The 21264-nt window shown below is 61.4% G+C and carries 17 protein-coding genes; 16 read left to right on the forward strand and 1 reads right to left on the reverse strand.

Annotated elements, in window-relative coordinates:
• The first annotated feature begins 157 nt into the window (after positions 1-157).
• The 6 genes from ACUN0E_RS25680 (at position 158) to ACUN0E_RS25705 (ending at position 9452) form a co-directional block, all read left to right on the forward strand.
• Positions 158-1852, forward strand: coding sequence for a transglycosylase SLT domain-containing protein (locus ACUN0E_RS25680; protein ID WP_408222142.1), 1695 nt, complete (start codon positions 158-160; stop codon positions 1850-1852).
• A 200-nt stretch (positions 1853-2052) separates the two neighbouring features.
• Complete coding sequence (locus ACUN0E_RS25685) at positions 2053-3294, forward strand: MFS transporter (protein WP_445568349.1); 1242 nt, start codon at positions 2053-2055, stop codon at positions 3292-3294.
• Positions 3295-3721: 427 nt separating this feature from the next.
• Positions 3722-4885, forward strand: coding sequence for a glutamine-hydrolyzing carbamoyl-phosphate synthase small subunit (carA, locus tag ACUN0E_RS25690; protein ID WP_445568350.1), 1164 nt, complete (start codon positions 3722-3724; stop codon positions 4883-4885).
• 154 nt (positions 4886-5039) lie between these two features.
• Positions 5040-8294 carry a carbamoyl-phosphate synthase large subunit gene (gene carB / locus ACUN0E_RS25695; protein ID WP_445568351.1) on the forward strand — a complete coding sequence of 1085 codons (3255 nt, stop codon included), beginning with the start codon at positions 5040-5042 and terminating at the stop codon, positions 8292-8294.
• Positions 8295-8445: 151 nt separating this feature from the next.
• On the forward strand, positions 8446-8922 hold the full coding sequence (gene greA / locus ACUN0E_RS25700) for a transcription elongation factor GreA (RefSeq protein WP_097389983.1): 477 nt from the start codon (positions 8446-8448) through the stop codon (positions 8920-8922).
• Between the two features lie 20 nt (positions 8923-8942).
• Positions 8943-9452, forward strand: a complete 510-nt coding sequence (locus ACUN0E_RS25705) for a DUF4149 domain-containing protein (RefSeq protein WP_445568352.1) — start codon at positions 8943-8945, stop codon at positions 9450-9452.
• 127 nt (positions 9453-9579) lie between these two features.
• Here ACUN0E_RS25705 and ACUN0E_RS25710 read toward each other — a convergent pair whose 3' ends face one another.
• On the reverse strand, positions 9580-10110 hold the full coding sequence (locus ACUN0E_RS25710; protein ID WP_445568353.1) for a YhbY family RNA-binding protein: 531 nt from the start codon (positions 10108-10110) through the stop codon (positions 9580-9582).
• Between the two features lie 183 nt (positions 10111-10293).
• Between ACUN0E_RS25710 and ACUN0E_RS25715 the strand changes: the two genes are divergently transcribed.
• The 10 genes from ACUN0E_RS25715 (at position 10294) to phoB (ending at position 21259) form a co-directional block, all read left to right on the forward strand.
• Complete coding sequence (locus ACUN0E_RS25715) at positions 10294-10956, forward strand: RlmE family RNA methyltransferase (protein ID WP_408222130.1); 663 nt, start codon at positions 10294-10296, stop codon at positions 10954-10956.
• A 189-nt stretch (positions 10957-11145) separates the two neighbouring features.
• Positions 11146-13035, forward strand: coding sequence for an ATP-dependent zinc metalloprotease FtsH (gene ftsH / locus ACUN0E_RS25720; RefSeq protein ID WP_408222128.1), 1890 nt, complete (start codon positions 11146-11148; stop codon positions 13033-13035).
• A gap of 170 nt (positions 13036-13205) precedes the next feature.
• Entirely contained in the window at positions 13206-14042 is an 837-nt protein-coding gene (folP, locus tag ACUN0E_RS25725; RefSeq protein WP_445570518.1) for a dihydropteroate synthase, read from the forward strand.
• 3 nt (positions 14043-14045) lie between these two features.
• The gene (gene glmM / locus ACUN0E_RS25730) at positions 14046-15404 is read left to right on the forward strand and encodes a phosphoglucosamine mutase (protein ID WP_445568354.1); all 1359 of its coding nucleotides are present in this window, start codon (positions 14046-14048) and stop codon (positions 15402-15404) included.
• A gap of 461 nt (positions 15405-15865) precedes the next feature.
• Positions 15866-16897, forward strand: a complete 1032-nt coding sequence (gene pstS, locus ACUN0E_RS25735) for a phosphate ABC transporter substrate-binding protein PstS (protein ID WP_408334044.1) — start codon at positions 15866-15868, stop codon at positions 16895-16897.
• Positions 16898-17037: 140 nt separating this feature from the next.
• The gene (gene pstC, locus ACUN0E_RS25740) at positions 17038-18039 is read left to right on the forward strand and encodes a phosphate ABC transporter permease PstC (protein ID WP_408222122.1); all 1002 of its coding nucleotides are present in this window, start codon (positions 17038-17040) and stop codon (positions 18037-18039) included.
• On the forward strand, positions 18036-18932 hold the full coding sequence (gene pstA, locus ACUN0E_RS25745; RefSeq protein ID WP_445568355.1) for a phosphate ABC transporter permease PstA: 897 nt from the start codon (positions 18036-18038) through the stop codon (positions 18930-18932). The genes pstC and pstA overlap by 4 nt, the downstream gene beginning before the upstream one ends.
• A gap of 17 nt (positions 18933-18949) precedes the next feature.
• On the forward strand, positions 18950-19798 hold the full coding sequence (gene pstB / locus ACUN0E_RS25750; RefSeq protein WP_445568356.1) for a phosphate ABC transporter ATP-binding protein PstB: 849 nt from the start codon (positions 18950-18952) through the stop codon (positions 19796-19798).
• Positions 19799-19826: 28 nt separating this feature from the next.
• Complete coding sequence (phoU, locus tag ACUN0E_RS25755; protein WP_408222118.1) at positions 19827-20531, forward strand: phosphate signaling complex protein PhoU; 705 nt, start codon at positions 19827-19829, stop codon at positions 20529-20531.
• 26 nt (positions 20532-20557) lie between these two features.
• Entirely contained in the window at positions 20558-21259 is a 702-nt protein-coding gene (phoB, locus tag ACUN0E_RS25760) for a phosphate regulon transcriptional regulator PhoB (RefSeq protein ID WP_028199153.1), read from the forward strand.
• Positions 21260-21264 lie beyond the last annotated feature (5 nt).

The following is a 21264-nucleotide window of genomic DNA, read 5'->3' on the forward strand; positions in this document are numbered from 1 at the left end:
CCCGTTCGGCATCAGGGTATTCCTCACGCGAAGAATCGCAAAAATTCGCCAAGCCCAAGATTTCCTTGATTTTTTTCGTAATTTTCCGATTGACGTAAACGTTGCCGTTTCGTACTATCGGCTGCAAATTCCAGCCCTTGTGGAAGCCGAGACGTTCATGCGATTTATCTTTAGTGCGTTGTTGGTCCTGACGCTCGCCGCTTGCGCGAGTCAGGGACCGGCGACGAATAGCCCGACCACCGCAACAAACCCCGCCAGTCAGCAAGCCGTAGCCGATGCCCTTCGCAAGACAGCCACCGCCAAAGAGACGATCAACGTCGACCAGGGCTCGGTCACTCAACTGACGAGCGCGGACGCCGACTTGTGGGGTCGTATTCGCCGTGGTTTTCAAATGCCGGATCTGCAAACCGACCTCGTCGACATGCAGGTCAACTGGTATGCGCAACGCCCGGACTACGTGCAGCGCATGACCGAACGCTCGCAGAAATATCTGTACCACATCGTCGAAGAGCTCGAAGCGCGCCATATGCCGACCGAGCTCGCCTTGCTGCCGTTCATCGAATCCGCGTACAGCCCGCAGGCGCTATCGGTGGCGAAGGCCGCCGGCATGTGGCAGTTCATGCCGGGCACGGGCCGCACCTACAACCTCAAGCAGAACATGTGGCAGGACGAGCGCCGCGATGTGCTGGCCTCGACCAGCGCTGCGCTCGACTATCTGTCGCGTCTGCATGACATGTTCGGCGACTGGCAGCTGGCGCTCGCCGCCTACAACTGGGGCGAGGGCAACGTGCAGCGCGCGATCGCGCGCAACGAAGCGGCAGGGCTGCCTACCGACTACCTCAGCCTGCGCATGCCGAACGAGACGCGCAATTACGTGCCCAAGCTGCAGGCGGTGAAGAACATTGTGATGAACCCGCAGATGTACGGGCTCACGCTGCCGTCGATTCCGAACCACCCGTATTTCGTGACGGTCACGACCTCGCACGACATCGACGTGGACATGGCGGCGAAACTCGCAAATCTCTCCACGGATGAATTCCGCTCGTTGAACCCGTCGTTCAGAAAGCCGGTGATTCTCGGTGCCACGCAGCCGCAGATCCTGCTGCCGTTCGACAACGCGAGCGCGTTCGAGCGCAATCTGAAGGCGTACTCTGGTTCGCTGTCGTCGTGGACCACGTACACGGTCACGGAGCGCGCCGCGCCGGCGGCGATCGCGCAAAAGATCGGTGTCGACGCCGACACGCTGATGGAAGTGAACAAGATTCCGGTCGGCATGCGTTTGAAACCGGGTTCCACGATCGTCGTGCCGCGTGGCTCGGACGATGACGAAGACATCAGCGCCGACGTTGCCGAAAGCGCGGTGCTGGCCATGGAGCCCGACGTCCCCGATACCCGCAAGATGCTGATCCGCGTACGCCGCAATCAGTCGATGGCCGCGATCGCCGTGCGTTACGGCGTGTCGATCGGTCAGTTGAAGGCGTGGAATCGTACGCATCGCGATCAGGTGTCGCGCGGGCAGGTGATCGTGCTGCACGTGCCGGTCGGCAAGGCGATGCCGAGCGAACCCGGTCCGGAGCGCATCGCGACCGACGTGCAAGGCGGCGGTGTCGAGAAGATCGGTACCCGGGTCGCAGACACGAGGAGCGATTCGCGCTACGATAAGAAGAAGGGCCGTGGCCGCTCCGCCGTGGTGAAGGTGTCTGAGCCGGTGGGCAAAGCCAGTAAGCCGACAACGTCCGGCGCCAGCAAGGGCAAGGTGGCGAAAGTGTCGGCTTCCACGTCCAGCAAGGCGTCGAAGGCCGCGGCGAATAGCCGCCCGAAGACCGCGGCCAACGCGAAGAAGGGTAAGTAGACCAAAAGCGGCTCCCACGGTAGTGACCACATGCGTTGCGGGGGCAGCGCGTGGATTGCGCTCCGATCACGCACCGTGTTATTCCAACGCCGTCACCTGTGGTGACGGCGTTTTTCATTCTGCAGATCAATTCAGGCGAATTTCGCGCATTTCATTTATCTTTCGTGCTTCGGCTTTCCCGGCCGCTCATTCCAAAGCTTATGTCGTCGACCCAGTTGCGCGTTTTTCTTCTGTTTTCCGCCGGTTACTTCGTTTCGTACGTGTTTCGCGGCGTCAATCTCGGTTTTGCGCCTTTCATCACGCACGATCTCGGTCTGTCGGCCACTGATCTCGGCTTGCTGACCAGCCTGTATTTCCTCGGCTTCGCGGGCGCGCAGATTCCAGCCGGCGTGCTGCTCGATCATTACGGCGCGCGCCGCGTGACGGCAGTCACCATGTTGTTTGCCGCGCTCGGAATATGGGTGTTCGGCGCAGCGCACAGCGTCGGCATGATGATGTTTGGGCGGTTGCTGATCGGCGTCGGCGTCTCGGTATGTCTAGGCGCTGCCTTCAAGGCGCTGGCGCAGCATTTCGAGCCGGGGCGTCTGCCGTTGATGAACGGGCTGGTGATGGCGATTGGCGGTTTCGGCGGCGTGATGGTCGGCTCGCCGCTCACGTGGGTGCTGAGCTTCGCCAGTTGGCGTGCGGTCTGTATCGGTCTGGGCCTGCTGACGGTGGTGGTGGCGGTGGCGCAGTGGACGCTTGCGCCTGATGCCAGGGAAACGCACCGCCAGGCCGGCATCGGCGCTCAGTTCAAAGGCACCCTGCATATCTTGAGAAGCGGGGCGTTCTGGAAGATCGGATCGTTTTCCATCGTCACGCAAGGTGTTTTCTACGCGATGCAGTCGCTATGGGTCGGTGCCTGGCTGCGCGACGTGCAGGGTTTCGCGCCGCGTGAAGCCGCATCGCTGGTGTCGATTCTCGGCTTTGCGATGATGGCCGGCTGCGTTGGTTTCGGCGCGGCGGCACGCGGTCTGGAGCGGCGCGGAATCTCGTTGTATGTGTTTTGCGGCATCGGCATGGCGCTCTACGTGCTGACTCAACTGCTGATCATGTTCAACGTGCCGCTACCGGCGAGCCTGCTGTGGGCGGCATATGGGGTCTTCGGCGGCACCGGCATTCTCAGCTACGCGGTGATGGCGCGGCACTTCCCGGCGCAGATGATCGGCCGGGTGAATACCACGCTGACGCTGATCATTTTCCTGCTGATTTTCGGCTTCCAGATTGGCGTCGGCGCTGTGCTGTCGCGCTGGCCGGCCCACGACGGTCATTATCCGGCGGCCGCGCATCTAACCGCCTGGGGCATCCTGGTGGCGTTGCAGGTGTTGAGTGCGATCTGGTACGTGTTGCCCGGCCGCGCACGGCTTCAGCCAGTGCGCGTGCGCGCCGAACAGGAGGTTTAAAGCCGTCGCGCAGGGTTTCGCAGGGTGGCGTCATATTTACCGGTCTTATCCCGATTCTGACCCGTGTAAATTTTGTCAAGTGGCCTCCGGGTCATGCGCAGCAAGGCTTTGACCGGTTTCATGCCTTACCCGGCTAAGCCGGCCCGCCATCTCGGATTTGGAAGGACGGGTAGTTTCGCGCTATAATTCCAAGGTTTGAGCTTATCAACCCGCACCCTAGCGCCTACCTCTCCCATACCGTTCATCCGCCGCGCGCTTTTGACGCCCCGCACCCCAGCCGATCAGTCCACACAATGGACCCATCGCGCCCCTTGCGACGTCACTAGCAGTACGCGAGCGAGTCTGCGCGCGCATCATCGATGCGTTTCGCTGCGGCTCGCAGTCGGATAGACAGGTCGGCAACAGGGTGTTCCCCAAGGAGTCTCCCGTGTTGCCGTCATTTTCTCCCGCTTTGCTCGCACTCGCCGACGGCACGGTCTTTCGTGGTTACTCGATCGGCGCCCCCGGGCATACGATCGGCGAAGTCGTGTTCAACACTGCTATCACCGGCTATCAGGAAATCCTGACTGACCCGAGCTACGCGCGCCAGATCGTGACCCTCACGTATCCGCACATCGGTAACGTCGGCGTGAATGCCGAAGACGTCGAAGCCACGAAAGTCCATGCCGCCGGCCTGATCATCCGTGATCTGCCGGTTCTCGCGTCGAACTTCCGCATGGAGCGCACGCTCCCGCAATACCTCAAGGACGAAGGCGTGGTCGCCATCGCCGGCCTCGACACGCGTATGCTGACTCGCGTGCTGCGCGACAAGGGTGCGCAGAACGGCGCGATTCTCGCCGGCTCGGATGACGAAGCCAAGGCAATCGAACTCGCGCGTTCGTTCCCGGGTTTGTCGGGCATGGACCTCGCGAAAGTCGTGTCGACGAAGGAAAGCTACGAATGGACCCAGACCGAATGGCGTCTGGGCACCGGCTACGGCACGCAGAACGCGCCGAAGTACCGCGTGGTCGCATTCGATTACGGCGTGAAGTACAACATCCTGCGCATGCTGGCCGAACGCGGCTGCCACGTCACCGTGCTGCCGGCGCAAGCTTCTGCTGCCGACGCGCTCGCGCTCAACCCGGACGGCGTTTTTCTGTCGAACGGCCCCGGTGATCCGGAACCGTGCGATTACGCGATCGCGGCCACCAGGGAGCTGATCGAGCGCGGCATCCCGACCTTCGGCATCTGCCTCGGCCATCAGATCATGGGCCTCGCGCTCGGCGCCAAGACCCTCAAGATGAAGACGGGCCACCACGGCGCGAACCATCCGGTGAAGGATCTCGGCGATGCCCGTGTGGTCATCACGTCGCAGAACCATGGCTTCGCGGTCGACGCCGACACGCTGCCGGCCAATGCCCGAGTCACGCACATCTCGCTGTTCGATGGCACGCTGCAAGGCTTCGCGCTGACCGACAAGCCGGCGTTCTGCTTCCAGGGCCACCCGGAAGCGTCGCCCGGTCCGCATGACATCGCCTATCTGTTCGACCGCTTCACCGCGTTGATGGACACGAAAAAGGCAGGCAAGACCGCCGCGGCCGCAGCGGCATAAGCAGCAGCGTGTGATGCGCCCCGGCGGCGCGCGGCTCGCGACGTGAACAGCGCTCTCAGCGCATGCACGGCGAGCCGCACACAACAGAGCGCGCGCAACGCTGAAACGCAGCGCGCCGACGGAAAGAATTCAGGAATACATTAGCGAGAGCGTTATGCCCAAGCGGACAGACATTAAAAGCATCCTCATCATCGGCGCGGGTCCGATCATCATCGGCCAGGCGTGCGAGTTCGACTACTCGGGCGCGCAGGCATGCAAGGCACTGCGGGAGGAAGGCTACAAGGTTATTCTCGTCAACAGCAATCCTGCGACGATCATGACCGACCCGAACACGGCCGACGTGACCTACATCGAGCCGATCACGTGGGAAGTGGTGGAGCGCATCATTGCCAAGGAGCGCCCGGACGCGATCCTGCCGACAATGGGTGGCCAGACCGCGCTGAACTGCGCGCTGGATCTCCACGCGCATGGCGTGCTGGACAAATACAAGGTCGAGCTGATCGGTGCCTCGCCGGAAGCGATCGACAAGGCGGAAGACCGCCAGAAGTTCAAGGATGCAATGACGAAGATTGGCCTCGGTTCGGCCAAATCGGGCACTGCGCATTCAATGGAAGAAGCGCTGCAGGTGCAGGCCGACATTGCTGTGCAAACGGGTAGCGGTGGTTATCCGGTCGTGATCCGTCCGTCGTTCACGCTCGGCGGTTCGGGCGGTGGCATCGCGTACAACCGCGACGAATTCGAGGAAATCTGCAAGCGCGGTCTTGACCTGTCGCCCACGCGCGAACTGCTGATCGAAGAATCGCTGCTCGGCTGGAAAGAGTACGAGATGGAAGTGGTCCGCGATAAAAAGGACAACTGCATCATCGTTTGCTCGATCGAGAACCTGGACCCGATGGGTATCCACACCGGCGACTCGATCACCGTCGCGCCGGCGCAAACGCTCACGGACAAGGAATATCAAATCCTGCGAAACGCGTCGCTCGCCGTGCTGCGCGAGATCGGCGTGGACACGGGCGGTTCGAACGTGCAGTTCTCGATCAATCCGAAAGACGGCCGCATGGTCGTGATCGAAATGAATCCGCGCGTGTCGCGTTCGTCGGCATTGGCGTCGAAAGCCACGGGCTTCCCGATCGCCAAGATCGCGGCCAAGCTCGCGGTCGGCTACTCGCTCGACGAACTGAAGAACGAAATCACTGGCGGCCAGACCCCGGCTTCGTTCGAACCGACAATCGACTACGTCGTCACCAAGATCCCACGTTTCGCGTTCGAAAAATTCCGCGAAGCCGATTCGCGCCTGACCACGCAGATGAAGTCGGTCGGCGAAGTGATGGCAATCGGCCGCACCTTCCAGGAATCGTTCCAGAAGGCGCTGCGCGGTCTGGAAGTGGGCGTAGACGGTCTGGACGAAAAGACAGACAACCGCGACGAGATCATCCGCGAGATCGGTGAAGCCGGCCCGGATCGCATCTGGTACGTCGGCGATGCCTTCCGTATCGGCATGACGGCCGAAGAGATCTTCGAAGAGACGTCGATCGACCCGTGGTTCCTCGCGCAGATCGAGCAGATCGTCCTGAAGGAAAAGGCATTGGCCGGCCGTACGCTGGCAAGCCTCTCGAAGGAAGAACTCAAGTACGTGAAGCAAAGCGGCTTCTCGGATCGCCGCCTTGCCAGGCTGCTCGGTGCGAAGCCGGCGGAAGTGCGTCAACGCCGTATCGAGTTGAACGTGCGCCCGGTCTACAAGCGCGTCGATACGTGCGCGGCCGAGTTCGCCACGAAAACCGCTTACATGTATTCGACCTACGAGGAAGAGTGCGAAGCGAACCCGACCAACAACAAGAAGATCATGGTGCTGGGCGGTGGCCCGAACCGGATCGGCCAGGGTATCGAGTTCGACTACTGCTGCGTGCACGCCGCGCTTGCCATGCGCGAAGACGGCTACGAAACGATCATGGTCAACTGCAACCCTGAAACCGTTTCGACCGACTACGATACGTCTGATCGCCTGTACTTCGAATCGCTGACGCTCGAAGATGTGCTCGAAATCGTCGACAAGGAAAAGCCGGTCGGCGTGATCGTGCAATACGGCGGTCAAACGCCGTTGAAGCTCGCGCTTGACCTCGAAGCGAACGGTGTGCCGATCATCGGTACGTCGCCGGACATGATCGACGCCGCGGAAGACCGCGAGCGTTTCCAGAAGCTGCTGCAGGACCTCGGCCTGCGTCAACCGCCGAACCGTACCGCGCGTGCTGAAGACGAGGCGCTGAAACTCGCCGAGGAAATCGGCTATCCGCTGGTGGTGCGTCCTTCGTACGTGCTGGGCGGCCGCGCCATGGAAATCGTCCACGAGCCGCGTGACCTCGAGCGCTACATGCGCGAGGCCGTGAAGGTCTCGCACGATTCGCCGGTGCTGCTCGACCGCTTCCTCAACGACGCGATCGAATGCGACGTGGATTGCATCTCCGATGGCGAAGCCGTGTTCATCGGCGGCGTAATGGAGCACATCGAACAGGCGGGCGTCCACTCGGGCGACTCGGCTTGCTCGCTGCCGCCGTACTCGCTGTCGCAGGAAACCATTGCGGAGCTGAAGCGCCAGACCGGCGCAATGGCGAAAGCGCTGAACGTGATCGGCCTGATGAACGTGCAGTTCGCGATCCAGCAAGTGCCGCAGGCAGATGGTTCGAAAGAGGACGTGATTTACGTGCTGGAAGTGAATCCGCGTGCATCGCGTACCGTGCCGTATGTCTCCAAGGCGACCAGCCTGCCGCTCGCGAAGATCGCGGCGCGTGCGATGGTCGGCCAGACGCTCGCACAGCAGGGCGTGACGAAAGAAATCAACCCGCCGTACTTCAGCGTGAAGGAAGCCGTGTTCCCGTTCGTCAAGTTCCCGGCAGTCGATCCGGTGCTCGGGCCGGAAATGCGTTCGACCGGCGAAGTGATGGGCGTGGGTCAGACGTTCGGCGAAGCATTGTTCAAGTCGCAGCTCGCGGCGGGTTCGCGTCTGCCGGAGTCGGGCACGGTGCTGTTGACCGTGATGGACGCCGACAAGCCGAAGGCCGTCGAAGTCGCGCGCATGCTGCACGAACTCGGCTATCCGATCGTCGCGACCAAGGGCACGGCTGCCGCGATCGAAGCGGCCGGCGTACCGGTCAAGGTCGTCAACAAGGTGAAGGACGGTCGTCCGCACATCGTCGACATGATCAAGAACGGCGAAATCGCGCTGGTCTTCACGACCGTCGACGAAACCCGTGCTGCGATCGCCGACTCGCGTTCGATCCGCATGAGCGCACAGGCGAACAAGGTCACGTACTACACGACGATGTCCGGTGCACGGGCTGCAGTTGAAGGTTTGCGCTATTTGAAGAACCTGGAAGTCTATGATTTACAAGGCCTCCACGCTCGCCTAAACTAAGGCTTCGAATACCTGTCCAAGATGTAAGTGCCGCGGTTAAGCGGCGTTCCGCAGGTGCTGTGGCCCGGGTTTTGCCCGGAACGTCAGCCTCCGCGGGATGCACTTAACCGCGGTGATTTTTTTTACGGCTGTTTTTTGCATAGAGTTGTTTATGAGCACTGTTCCATTGACTAAGCGCGGCGCGGAAATGTTGCGCGATGAATTGCAGCGCCTGAAATCGGTTGAGCGTCCCTCGGTGATCAATTCGATCGCGGAAGCGCGTGCCCAGGGCGATCTGTCTGAAAACGCGGAATACGACGCGGCGAAGGAAAAGCAAGGCTTCGTCGAAGGTCGTATTGCCGAAATCGAATCGAAACTGGCCGGTGCGCAGGTAATCGACCCGTCCAAAGTGGAGGCGGACGGCCGCGTGGTGTTCGGCGCCACGCTCGAACTCGAAGACCTCGATTCGGGTGCGAAGGTCAAATACCAGATCGTCGGCGACGACGAAGCGGACATCGACCACGGTCTGATCTCGATCAGCTCGCCGATTGCGCGCGCGTTGATCGGCAAGTCGGAAGGCGACGTTGCCTCGGTGCAGGCGCCGGGCGGCGTGCGCGAGTATGAAATCATCGCAGTTAGCTACGTTTGAAGGCCGCTCCGGTGTCCTTGATGCCGCATCGACTGTTCCGTCTGCTGACGGTGGTGTGGGTCGGTAGTCTGTTGACTATCGGCTATGCCGTCGCGCCGGTGCTGTTCACCTCGCTCGACCGGATGACGGCCGGCGCGGTGGCGGCGCAACTGTTTCGTATTGAAGGCGTGCTGGGCGCGGTGTGCGGCATTTTGCTGCTAGGTCTGGCGAACGTGCTGGTTCGCCGCGGCAGCGACGTTTATCGTCGTTTGCGCTGGTTGATCGCCGGTATGCTGGTGTGCGTGCTGGTGGGATACTTTGCGTTGCAGCCGTTCATGAATGCAATGCGCATTGCCGCGCTGGAGGCGGGCAGTGATGTCGGACATTCGGCTTATGCGACGCGTTTCGGCATTCTGCACGGCGCGTCGAGCCTGTTTTACCTGATCGAAAGCCTGCTGGGCCTGGCACTGGTGTGGAAGCTGCCGGCAAGCGTCGGCGTGGAGACAGCAGAGCAGGGCGCTCGCAGCGCTGCGGGGAAGGTCGCCGGTTAAATGCTGCTGTTCCGGCTTGCTTAAGCGGGGTTTGCCTGTAGAGTTACAGTTACTCAAGCGGCGTTACCCAGGCGGCCTGGGCAGTTCACACCAAGGTGCGGACACCGCCCGCACCCTCATCACCCGCTTACTTCGACGACTGGTGTGCGCGCTTCGCGCTGGTCTGGCGCTTCTTGGCGCGCTTGACGTTGCCGCCTTGCGTAACGCGTTCATTGCCGCGCACCACGACTGCTTTCGCCTTCGGCTTGCGCATCGGGATTTCGCTGGGTTTCACTACCGTGACCACGCGCGGTGCGCGGCCTTTACCCGGTTTGGCTTCAACAGCCGCTTCGCGGGCGCTCGGCAGGGCGCCGCGCTTGGCCTTCACGGCCGGTTGTGCTGCTGCTTCCGGTTTCCAGATCACCAGCAGCTTGCCGATATGCTGGATCGGCGCGGCGTTCAGCGTGTCGCAGATCTGGTCGTAGATGGCGATGCGCTCTTCGCGTTCGTCGCCGAATACGCGGATTTTGATCAGCTGATGTGCGCCAAGGTGGACCTTGATTTCCGACAGCACAGCGTCGGTCAAGCCTTCGGCGCCGACGAGCACGACCGGTTTGAGCGCATGTGCCTGGGAGCGCAATTCGGCGCGTTGGTCGGAAGAGACTTTAAGGGCTGGCATGGAAAGTGGGAGACTCGACTAAAATGGCGGCACCTGCAGCCCGGATAGATTCGGGCCATGGCGCAGGGCGGCGCGTCAGAACAACAGAATCGCGGATGACTGCCAGTTTTGGCGGTGGCCGCGCGAATTAACCGCGTATTATCCCCTAAAGCGCGACATCACGCAGCAAGAGTTCTACCTTTAATGGCAAAAAACAAGTTCAATACCGCGTGGCTGCACGATCACATCAACGACCCGTACGTAAAAATGGCGCAGCGGGAGGGTTACCGCGCCCGCGCTGCCTACAAGCTGAAGGAAATCGACGAGCAGGACAAGCTGATCCGGCCAGGCCAGGTGATCGTCGACCTCGGCTCGGTGCCGGGCAGCTGGAGCCAGTACGCCCGTAACAAGCTCGCCAAGGGCTCGCAGCGCGACGCCGAGCGCGAGGGCGGCATCGACGGCACCATCATCGCGCTGGACATGCTGCCGATGGAGCCGATCGCCGACGTTCATTTCATCCTGGGCGACTTCCGCGAGGACTCGGTTCTCGAAAAGCTCGAAGAATTAGTCGGGGAACGCCAGGTCGACCTTGTAATTTCGGACATGGCGCCCAACCTGTCGGGGGTGGCGGTGGCGGATGCCGCGCGAATCGAGCATCTGTGCGATATCGCGATGGAATTCTCGCAAAACCACCTGAAGCCGGATGGCGCCCTTTTAGTCAAATGTTTTCATGGCAGCGGTTACAGCCAGATTGTCGAAAAGTTCAAGCGCCAGTTCAAGGTGGTAGCGGCCCGCAAGCCGAAAGCCTCGCGGGACAAATCGTCAGAAACGTTTATTTTGGGTAAGCATCTCAAGCGGCCCGCGTAGGTTCGCTGCGCGACCGTTGCGCATCTGCCGTTAATGTGCCTGAGGCGCCGGAAATTGGCGCTCTGACGGCCCGCTACGCTATTTATGTGGTAGCGAAACGTTATGGCAGGGGTCTGCGGACTGGATTAGAATGCTTTCGTGGTGCCGCAAGGCAAATGTAGGCGCCCGTCTAAGTGAAGGAGTGGTGCTTTGAACAACAATATGTTTTCGAAAGCAGCAGTGTGGCTGGTTATCGCACTGGTGCTATTTACGGTGTTCAAGCAGTTCGACAAGCCCCGTGTCCAGGAAGGCGTTTCCTATTCGCAGTTCATGGACGACGCGAAGAACGGCAAAGTCAAGAACGTCATTGTCCAGGGGCGGAACCTTACGGTCACTCCAGCAGACGGCCAGAAGTACCAGATCGTGTCGCCGGGCGACATCTGGATGGTCGGCGATCTGATGAAGTACGGCGTTCAGGTGAGCGGCAAGGCTGATGACGAACCGAATGCGCTGGTGTCCGCGCTGTACTACCTCGGACCGACGATCCTGATCATCGGTTTCTGGTTCTACATGATGCGACAGATGCAGGGAGGCGGGAAAGGCGGTGCGTTCTCGTTCGGTAAATCCCGTGCACGTCTGATCGACGAAAACAATAACGCAATCAATTTCACCGACGTCGCCGGTTGCGACGAAGCCAAGGAAGAAGTCTCCGAACTGGTCGACTTCCTGCGCGATCCGCAGAAATTCCAGAAGCTTGGCGGGCGCATTCCGCGCGGCGTGCTGCTGGTCGGCCCGCCGGGAACGGGTAAGACGTTGCTGGCGCGCGCTATCGCCGGCGAAGCGAAGGTGCCGTTTTTCAGCATCTCGGGTTCGGACTTCGTTGAAATGTTCGTCGGTGTCGGCGCGGCGCGTGTGCGCGACATGTTTGAGCAGGCCAAGAAGCATGCACCGTGTATCGTGTTTATCGACGAAATCGACGCGGTCGGCCGTCATCGTGGCGCCGGCATGGGCGGCGGTAACGACGAACGCGAACAGACCTTGAATCAGATGCTGGTCGAGATGGACGGGTTCGAAGCGAACTCGGGCGTGATCGTGATCGCTGCCACGAACCGTTCAGATGTGCTGGATAAGGCGTTGCTGCGTCCGGGCCGTTTCGACCGTCAGGTGTACGTCGGTCTGCCGGACATTCGTGGCCGCGAGCACATCATGAAGGTTCACCTGCGCAAGGTGCCGATTTCGAACGACGTCGACGCAGCCGTTATCGCACGCGGCACGCCGGGCTTCTCGGGCGCCGATCTGGCGAACCTGGTCAACGAAGCAGCGCTGTTCGCGGCTCGCCGTGGCAAGCGCATCGTTGAAATGAACGACTTCGAAGACGCGAAAGACAAGATCTTCATGGGACCGGAGCGCAAGTCGGCCGTGATTCGCGAAGAATCGAAGCGCGCTACCGCGTATCACGAGTCGGGTCACGCGGTCATCGCCAAGCTGTTGCCGAAGGCCGATCCGGTGCACAAGGTCACGATCATCCCGCGCGGCCGTGCGCTGGGCGTCACGTGGCAGTTGCCGGAGCATGACAACGAAACGTATTCGAAGGACTACCTGCTGGACCGCCTCGCGATCCTGTTCGGTGGCCGTGTCGCGGAAGAGCTGTTCCTGAACCTGATCAGCACCGGCGCGTCGGACGACTTCAACAAGGCAACGGCTACGGCGCGTGCCATGGTGGCTCGCTTCGGCATGACGGACGCACTTGGACCGATGGTCTACGTCGACGACGAAAACGACGCAACGCCGTTTGGCCGTGGTTTCACACGCACCATTTCGGAAGCGACACAGCAGAAGGTCGACGCGGAAATCCGCCGCGTGCTGGACGAGCAGTACAACCTCGCCAAGCGCCTGCTCGATGAGAACCGCGACAAGGTCGAAGCCATGACCGCCGCACTGATGGAGTGGGAAACGATCGACGCCGATCAGATCAACGACATCATGGCAGGCCGTCCGCCGCGCTCGCCGAAGAGCTCGCCGCCGCCGGCAAGCGACGCCTCCTCGGGCGGCAGCCCGGGCACTGAGGTCAAGCCAGGCAGCGCGACCGCGCCGGCCTGATAGGCGACCAGTAGAAAGTGCGGGCCGGTGTGTTTCACACCGGCCCGTTTTGCATTTATCCGTTTTACGTGATTGACCGCTACGTGTCGAAAGTCGAATTTCCTTTTCTTTCCATCCCCGAACCGCTGCAATGCGGCCGCTTCAAGCTGACCTTTGAACGCCCGTTGGTCATGGGCATCCTGAACGTCACACCCGATTCTTTTTCCGACGGCGGCCAATACGCCATGCGTGGCGATGCGCTGCGCCAGGCCGAGCGCATGCTGCTCGATGGCGCGGACATCATCGATATTGGCGGCGAATCGACTCGCCCGGGTGCACCACCAGTACCGCTCGACGAAGAGCTGGAGCGGGTGATTCCGCTGGTCGAACAACTGCGTGGCGCAAATGTGCCACTGTCGATCGATACCTACAAGCCGGAGGTAATGCGCCATGCGCTGGCCGCGGGCGCGGACCTGATCAACGATATCTGGGGTTTCCGGATGCCCGGCGCGGTTGACGCCGTTCGCCACAGTGAATGCGGTTTGTGCGTGATGCACATGCTCGGTGAGCCACAGACCATGCAGCTCGGTGAGCCCGTCTATGACGACGTGGTGAGCGAGGTTCGGCAGTTTCTCGAAGATCGGGTGGCCGTGCTGAAGCAGGCGGGCATCGCCCGTGCGCGCATCAGCGTGGATCCGGGCTTTGGTTTCGGCAAGGCGGTAGTCGAACACAATTACGCGCTGCTCGCGCATCTGCCGGACACGGCGCCGCAGGCCGATCCGCCGTACCCCATTCTCGCCGGCATTTCGCGCAAGTCGATGGTCGGCGCGGTAGTCGGACGCCCGGCGCCGGAGCGCGTCGCGGGTAGCATCGCCGCAGCGGTGTGTGCCGCCGAACGCGGCGCGGCAATTCTGCGCGTGCACGACGTCGCGCAAACAGTGGATGCATTGAAAGTATGGGCGGCCATGCGCGACGCGGCGAAGCGTAGCCCGCGCGCGGCTGAGTCCAAAAGCCAAGGAGGAAGATAAAACATGGCACGTCGTTATTTCGGAACGGACGGGATTCGAGGCAAGGTTGGCGAAGGGCCGATTACGCCGGAGTTTGTATTGCGGCTCGGCTATGCCGCCGGCAAGGTGCTCGCGGGCGCGGACCGCTGGGCGAGGACGGGCACGCGCCCCACGGTGTTGATCGGTAAGGACACACGGGTGTCGGGCTATATGCTCGAAGCCGCGCTCGAAGCGGGCTTTTCTGCGGCCGGCGTCGACGTCATGCTGGCCGGGCCGATGCCGACCCCGGGCATTGCCTATCTGACGCGCGCACTGCGGCTGGCCGCGGGCGTGGTGATCAGCGCATCCCACAACCCGTACTACGACAACGGCATCAAATTCTTCTCCGCCGACGGCAACAAGCTGCCCGACGAAGTGGAATTGCAGATTGAAGAACAACTCGATCTGCCGCTTGCCTGCGCGGCGTCCGAGCAACTCGGCAAGGCGCGGCGCCTCGATGACGCAGCCGGCCGCTACATCGAATTTTGCAAGAGCACTTTCCCGGCAGCGTTCGACTTGCGCGGCATGAAGCTGGTGGTCGACTGCGCGCACGGTGCCGCGTACGACGTCGCGCCGCATGTGTTCCACGAACTCGGCGCCGACGTGATTCCCATCGGCGTCGCGCCGAACGGTTTCAACATCAATGACGGCGTTGGCGCGACCGCTCCGGACGCGCTGGTGCGCGCAGTGCGCGCGAACCACGCGGACCTCGGCATCGCGCTCGACGGCGACGCCGACCGGCTGCAGGTCGTGGACGCGGCAGGCCGCCTGTATAACGGCGACGAGCTGCTGTACGTGCTGGTCAAGGACCGGATGGCGACCGACGGCAAGGTGGAAGGTGCGGTCGGCACCTTGATGACCAACATGGCGGTCGAAGTCGCGCTGCAGCGAGCCGGCGTGAAGTTCGTCCGCGCGGCGGTGGGCGACCGCTACGTACTTGAGCAGTTACGCGAGCACGGCTGGCAACTGGGGGCAGAGGGCTCCGGCCATATTCTCTCCCTTGACCGCCATTCGACCGGTGACGGCATCGTGTCGGCCCTGCTGGTGCTGGCCGCGATGAAGCGCAGCGACAAAACGCTCGCCCAACTGCTCCATGGCGTGACGCTGTTCCCACAGAAGCTGGTCAACGTGCGGATGCAGCCCGGCGCCGACTGGAAGGGCAGCGACGCGATCCGCAACGCTATCAGCAAGGCCGAGGAAGCGCTGAACGGTCGCGGCCGTGTGCTCATTCGCGCTTCGGGCACGGAGCCCGTTCTACGCGTGATGGTCGAAGCGGAAAATGTCGACGACGCGGTTCGCCACTCCGACGCGATTGCCAGCGCGGTCAAGCAAGCTACGGCCTAAACCATGCGTCTCGCCGGGAAGGCGAGAAACGACAGCGTCAAAATGCCTTCCCGCCGCTAATACGACAGCGGCGGGCGGCAAGCAACGCGTCCCGCCACGGGCCTGGCGGCAACGGGCGGCGGCCGGCGTTGTCCCGCTGCCGTCCCGCTGCCGTCCCGCAGATGAGGGATAAGTACTCCGTCCTGCCCCGCGAACCGGCGAACTGCCAGCGAGCCATCAAAATTTCCTGCTGCACCCCTCTCTTCACACGCAAACGTTCGCGCCCCATCTTTTTCGCCTAATCTGTAGAGCGGTGCCCGAAACTCCGCTAAACCGGCAATTTGTGCGCATTAACACCTTTCACCTTGGTAATCCTACTGTCACACCGGTTTCACGGTTAGTCACGTTACTGTCACAAAGAGACCCTAAGCTTCGCGGTGTTCGTGTTATTCGCTCACACCGCTCACACTCTTGGAGGTCTCATGAAATTGATGCAAACCGTGTTCGCTGGCGTCGCTGGCGCGCTTTTCGCGATCGCAGCGCAAGCCGCAGACATCACCGGCGCGGGCAGCACCTTCGCAGCACCGATCTACACGAAGTGGGCTGACGCCTACCAGAAGTCGGGCGGCGGCAAGGTTAACTATCAAGGTATCGGTTCGTCGGGCGGTATCAAGCAGATCGAAGCGAAGACTGTCGATTTTGCTGGCTCGGACGCTCCGCTGAAGGACGACGAACTCACGAAGGCAGGCCTGTTCCAGTTCCCGACGGTTGTCGGCGGCGTGGTTCCGGTTATCAACGTGCCGGGTGTGAAGGCCGGTGACGTGACGCTGTCGGGCGAAGTGCTCGGCGACATCTACCTGGGCAAGATCAAGAAGTGGAACGATCCGGCGATCGTTGCACTGAACCCGAAGGTCAAGCTGCCGGATACCGACATCGCCGTGGTTCGCCGCGCTGACGGTTCGGGCACGAGCTTCATCTGGACGAACTACCTGTCGAAGGTCAACGCAGACTGGAAGTCGAAGGTCGGTGAAGGCGCAACGGTCAGCTGGCCGACGGGTACGGGCGGCAAGGGCAACGACGGCGTCGCAGCCTTCGTGCAACGTCTGCCGGGCGCGATCGGCTACGTGGAATGGGCGTATGCGAAGCAAAACCACATGACGTACGTCAGCTTGAAGAATTCGACGGGTGCTGTGGTCGAGCCGAAGACGGAAACCTTCAAGGCAGCGGCTGCGGGTGCTGACTGGTCGAAGTCGTTCTACCAGATCCTGACGAATGAGCCGGGCAAGGACGCATGGCCGATCGTCGGCGCAACCTTCGTGCTGCTGCACACCACGCAGGAGAAGGCTCCGCAAGGTACGGAAACGCTGAAGTTCTTCGACTGGGCGTTCAAGAACGGCACCCAGGCTGCAAACGATCTGGACTACATCTCGTTGCCGGAATCGGTCACGGCTGAAATTCGCACGCAGTGGAAGTCGAAGGTGAAGGACGCTGCCGGCAAGCCGATCGCTGACTAAGCGTTGCAGTAAAGCATCCAGCAATACATTGGCCGTCCTCAATCGAGGACGGCCAATGGCATTACCCCGGCATTAGCCCAGCATCATCCGCTGCACGACAAGTGTCGTACGGCAACTGGAAACAGGTCCATCAGGCTCTCATGTCCGATATCCATTTAGCGCCTGGCGCGGCGAGGTCGACGCCACCCGGCAGCGCGTCGCAGCAGAAAGCGCCCAGCCGCGCCGGCGACGTCATTTTCGGTGGCCTTGCCCGTCTCGCGGCCATCATCACCCTGTTGCTACTCGGCGGCATCATCGTTTCACTGGTCGTCGCCTCCATGCCGTCGATCAAACAGTTCGGCCTGGCGTTTCTGTGGACCGCCGACTGGGATCCACCTAGCAAACAATTCGGCGCATTGGTGCCCATTTACGGCACGATCGCGACCTCGCTCATTGCACTCATCATCGCGGTGCCCGTCAGTTTCGGCATTGCGCTCTTCCTGACCGAACTCGCGCCCGCGTGGCTGCGCCGTCCGCTCGGTATCGCCATCGAACTGCTTGCCGCGATCCCGTCGATCGTCTACGGCATGTGGGGTCTGCTGGTGTTCGCACCGATTTTCGCGGCGTGGTTCGAAAAGCCTCTCGGCGCCGTGTTGGGTGGCATCCCGTTCGTCGGCGCGCTGTTTCAGGGTGCGCCGATCGGCATCGGCATTCTGTGCGCAGGTGTAATTCTCGCGATCATGATCATTCCGTACATTGCCTCGGTGATGCGCGATGTGTTCGAAGTCACGCCAGTCCTTCTGAAGGAATCGGCATATGGCATCGGTTGCACGACCTGGGAGGTGATGTGGAAGATCGTGCTGCCCTTCACCAAGAGCGGCGTGATCGGCGGCGTGATGCTTGGCCTCGGCCGCGCGCTGGGCGAGACGATGGCGGTGACTTTCGTGATCGGCAACACCAATCTGCTCGATAACGTCTCGCTGTTTTCGCCGGGCAACAGCATTACCTCGGCGCTCGCCAACGAATTCGCGGAAGCGGATCCGGGCCTGCATACGTCGGCGCTGATGGAACTCGGGTTGATCCTGTTTGTGATTACTTTCGTCGTACTGGCGATCTCGAAGTTCATGCTGCTTCGCCTCGAAAAAGGGGAGGGCGCGAAATGAGCCAGCCCACCTTGAATATGCCGGGTTCGAACGACGCCGACGCGCTCGAAGCAATGCGCGTGCGCCTGCAAGGCCGCCGCCGCGCGAAGAATGCGCTGGCGCTGACCATGTCGCTCGCGGCCATGGCGTTTGGCCTGTTGTGGCTGGTGTGGATTCTTTATACGACGCTGCGGCTCGGCATCGGCGGTTTGTCGATCGAATTGTTCACGCAATCCACGCCGCCGCCGAACACCGATGGCGGCGGTCTCGCCAACGCGATTGTCGGCAGCGTGATGCTGGTTGGGCTCGCAACGTTCGTCGGGACGCCGATCGGCATTCTGGCGGGCGTCTATCTCGCCGAGTACGGTCAGAAGGGCTGGCTTGCGAGTCTCACGCGTTTCATCAACGACATCCTGTTGTCGGCGCCGTCGATCGTGGTGGGTCTGTTCGTGTACGCGCTGGTTGTCGCGAAGATGGGTCACTTCAGCGGTTGGGCGGGTGTGTTCGCGCTCGCGCTGTTGCAGATTCCGATCGTGATCCGTACCACCGAGAACATGCTGAAGCTGGTGCCGAATGCACTGCGTGAGGCCGCTTTCGCACTCGGCACGCCGAAGTGGAAGATGGTGATGTCGATCACGCTGAAGGCCTCGATCGCGGGCATTATCACGGGTGTCCTGCTTGGCGTCGCGCGGATTGCCGGCGAGACCGCACCGCTTCTGTTCACGGCGTTGTCGAATCAATTCTTCTCGATGGACATGAACCAGCCGGTCGCGAACCTGCCGGTCACGATCTACAAGTTCGCGATGAGCCCGTTTGCGCAATGGCAATCGCTCGCGTGGGCCGGCGTCTTCCTGATCACGCTCGCGGTGCTGGGATTGAACATCCTCGCGCGTACGATCTTTTCGAATAAGTAAGGGCGGAGTGTAATCCGATGAATATGGCAGAAACTCAACTCAATCCGGCCGCGCGTCCGACGGCGCCCGCCGGTTTCGATCCCGCCCAAAGCGGCCAGGCGCAAGCGCCGTCGCGTCCGAAGATTGAGATCAACGACCTGAATTTCTTCTACGGCAAGTATCACGCGCTGAAGAACATCAATCTGCGGATTCCCGAAGGCAAGGTGACCGCGTTCATCGGCCCGTCGGGTTGCGGCAAGTCCACCTTGCTGCGCACGCTCAACAAGATGTACGCGCTCTATCCGGAGCAACGCGCCGAAGGCGAGATTCTGATGGACGGCGAAAACCTGCTGACTTCCAAGCGCGATATTTCGCTGCTGCGCGCGCGGATTGGCATGGTGTTCCAGAAGCCGACACCGTTTCCGATGTCGATTTACGACAACATCGCGTTCGGCGTGAAGATGTTCGAAACGCTGCCGCGCTCGGAAATGGACGACCGCGTGGAATGGGCGCTGACCAAGGCCGCGCTGTGGAACGAAGTGAAGGATAAATTGGGCCAGAGCGGCTACGGCTTGTCCGGCGGCCAGCAGCAGCGTCTGTGTATCGCGCGCGGTATCGCGATCCGCCCCGAAGTGCTGTTGCTCGACGAACCGTGCTCCGCGCTCGACCCAATTTCCACCGGCCGCATCGAAGAGCTGATCGCCGAATTGAAGAGCGATTACACGGTAGTGATCGTCACACACAACATGCAACAGGCCGCGCGCTGTTCGGACTACACTGCATATATGTACCTCGGTGAATTGATTGAATTCGGCGACACCGAAAAGATCTTCATCAAGCCGGTCCGCAAGGAAACCGAGGACTACATCACTGGCCGCTTCGGCTAAGCCGCCGCGCAAAACAACGGAGTACGACATGTCCGATAAACATCTGTCCAGCCAGTTCGACGCCGACCTGAACCTCGTTTCTTCGAAGGTGCTCGAAATGGGCGGTCTGGTCGAGTCGCAGATCGTCAATGCGATGATCGCGCTCAACAACTTCGACCTCGATGTATGTGAACAGGTGATCGCGGCCGAAGAGCGCCTGAACACGATGGAAGTCGAGATCGACGAAGAATGCAGCAACATCATCGCGCGCCGTCAACCGGCCGCGCGCGACTTGCGCCTCCTGATCGCGATTTCGAAGACCATTACGAATCTCGAGCGCGCCGGCGACGAAGCTGAAAAAATCGCCAAGCGCACCAAGCGCCTGATGGAAGACGGCGCCTCGCGCAGCATCAATATCGCCGAGATCAAATTGTCGGGCGAAATGGCGGTGTCGATTCTGCGCCGCGCGCTAGACGCTTTTGCGCGTCTGGACACGGTTGCCGCCGCGCAGATCATGCGCGACGACAAAGCGATCGACGAGGAATTCCGCGCCTTCGTGCGCAAGCTGATTTCGTACATGACCGAAGATCCGCGTTCGATTTCGGTGGGCCTGGATTTTCTGTTCATCGCCAAGGCGATCGAGCGGATCGGCGACCACGCGAAGAACATCGCAGAATTCATCATCTACATCGTCAAGGGTACCGACGTGCGGCACAAGTCGCGCGACGCGCTCGAACGCGAAGCACTCAGTTAATCCAGAGATAAGGACCAGAGGTGCCGATGCCCAGCAGCATTCTCGTCATTGAAGATGAGCCCGCCATTTCCGAATTGATCTCGGTCAATCTTCAGCACGCCGGACACTGCCCGATTCGCGCGTACAACGCGGAGCAGGCGCAGAACCTGATCAGCGACGTACTGCCCGACCTCGTGCTGCTCGACTGGATGTTGCCGGGCAAGTCAGGCATCGCGTTCGCCCGCGATCTGCGCAACAACGAGCGCACCAAGCATATTCCGATCATCATGCTGACCGCACGTGGCGATGAACAGGACAAGGTGCTCGGCCTCGAAATCGGTGCCGACGACTACGTCACCAAACCGTTCTCGCCGAAGGAACTGATGGCGCGTATCAAGGCGGTGTTGCGCCGCCGCGCACCGCAGTTGACCGAGGACCTGGTTGCGATCAACGGCCTCAAACTCGACCCGGCAACGCATCGGGTGGCCGCGCACGCCGAAGGCAGCGAGATCAAGCTCGATCTCGGCCCGACCGAGTTCCGCCTCCTGCACTTCTTCATGACGCACCCGGAGCGCGTGCACAGCCGCACGCAACTGCTCGATCAGGTGTGGGGCGATCACGTATTCGTCGAAGAGCGCACCGTGGACGTGCATATCAAGCGTCTGCGCGCGGCGCTCAAGCCGGCGGGATGCGATGCTATGATTGAGACGGTACGCGGCAGCGGCTACCGGCTCGCGAAGAGCGCGTGACGTTG

It is taken from the genome of Paraburkholderia sp. D1E (assembly GCF_052682275.1).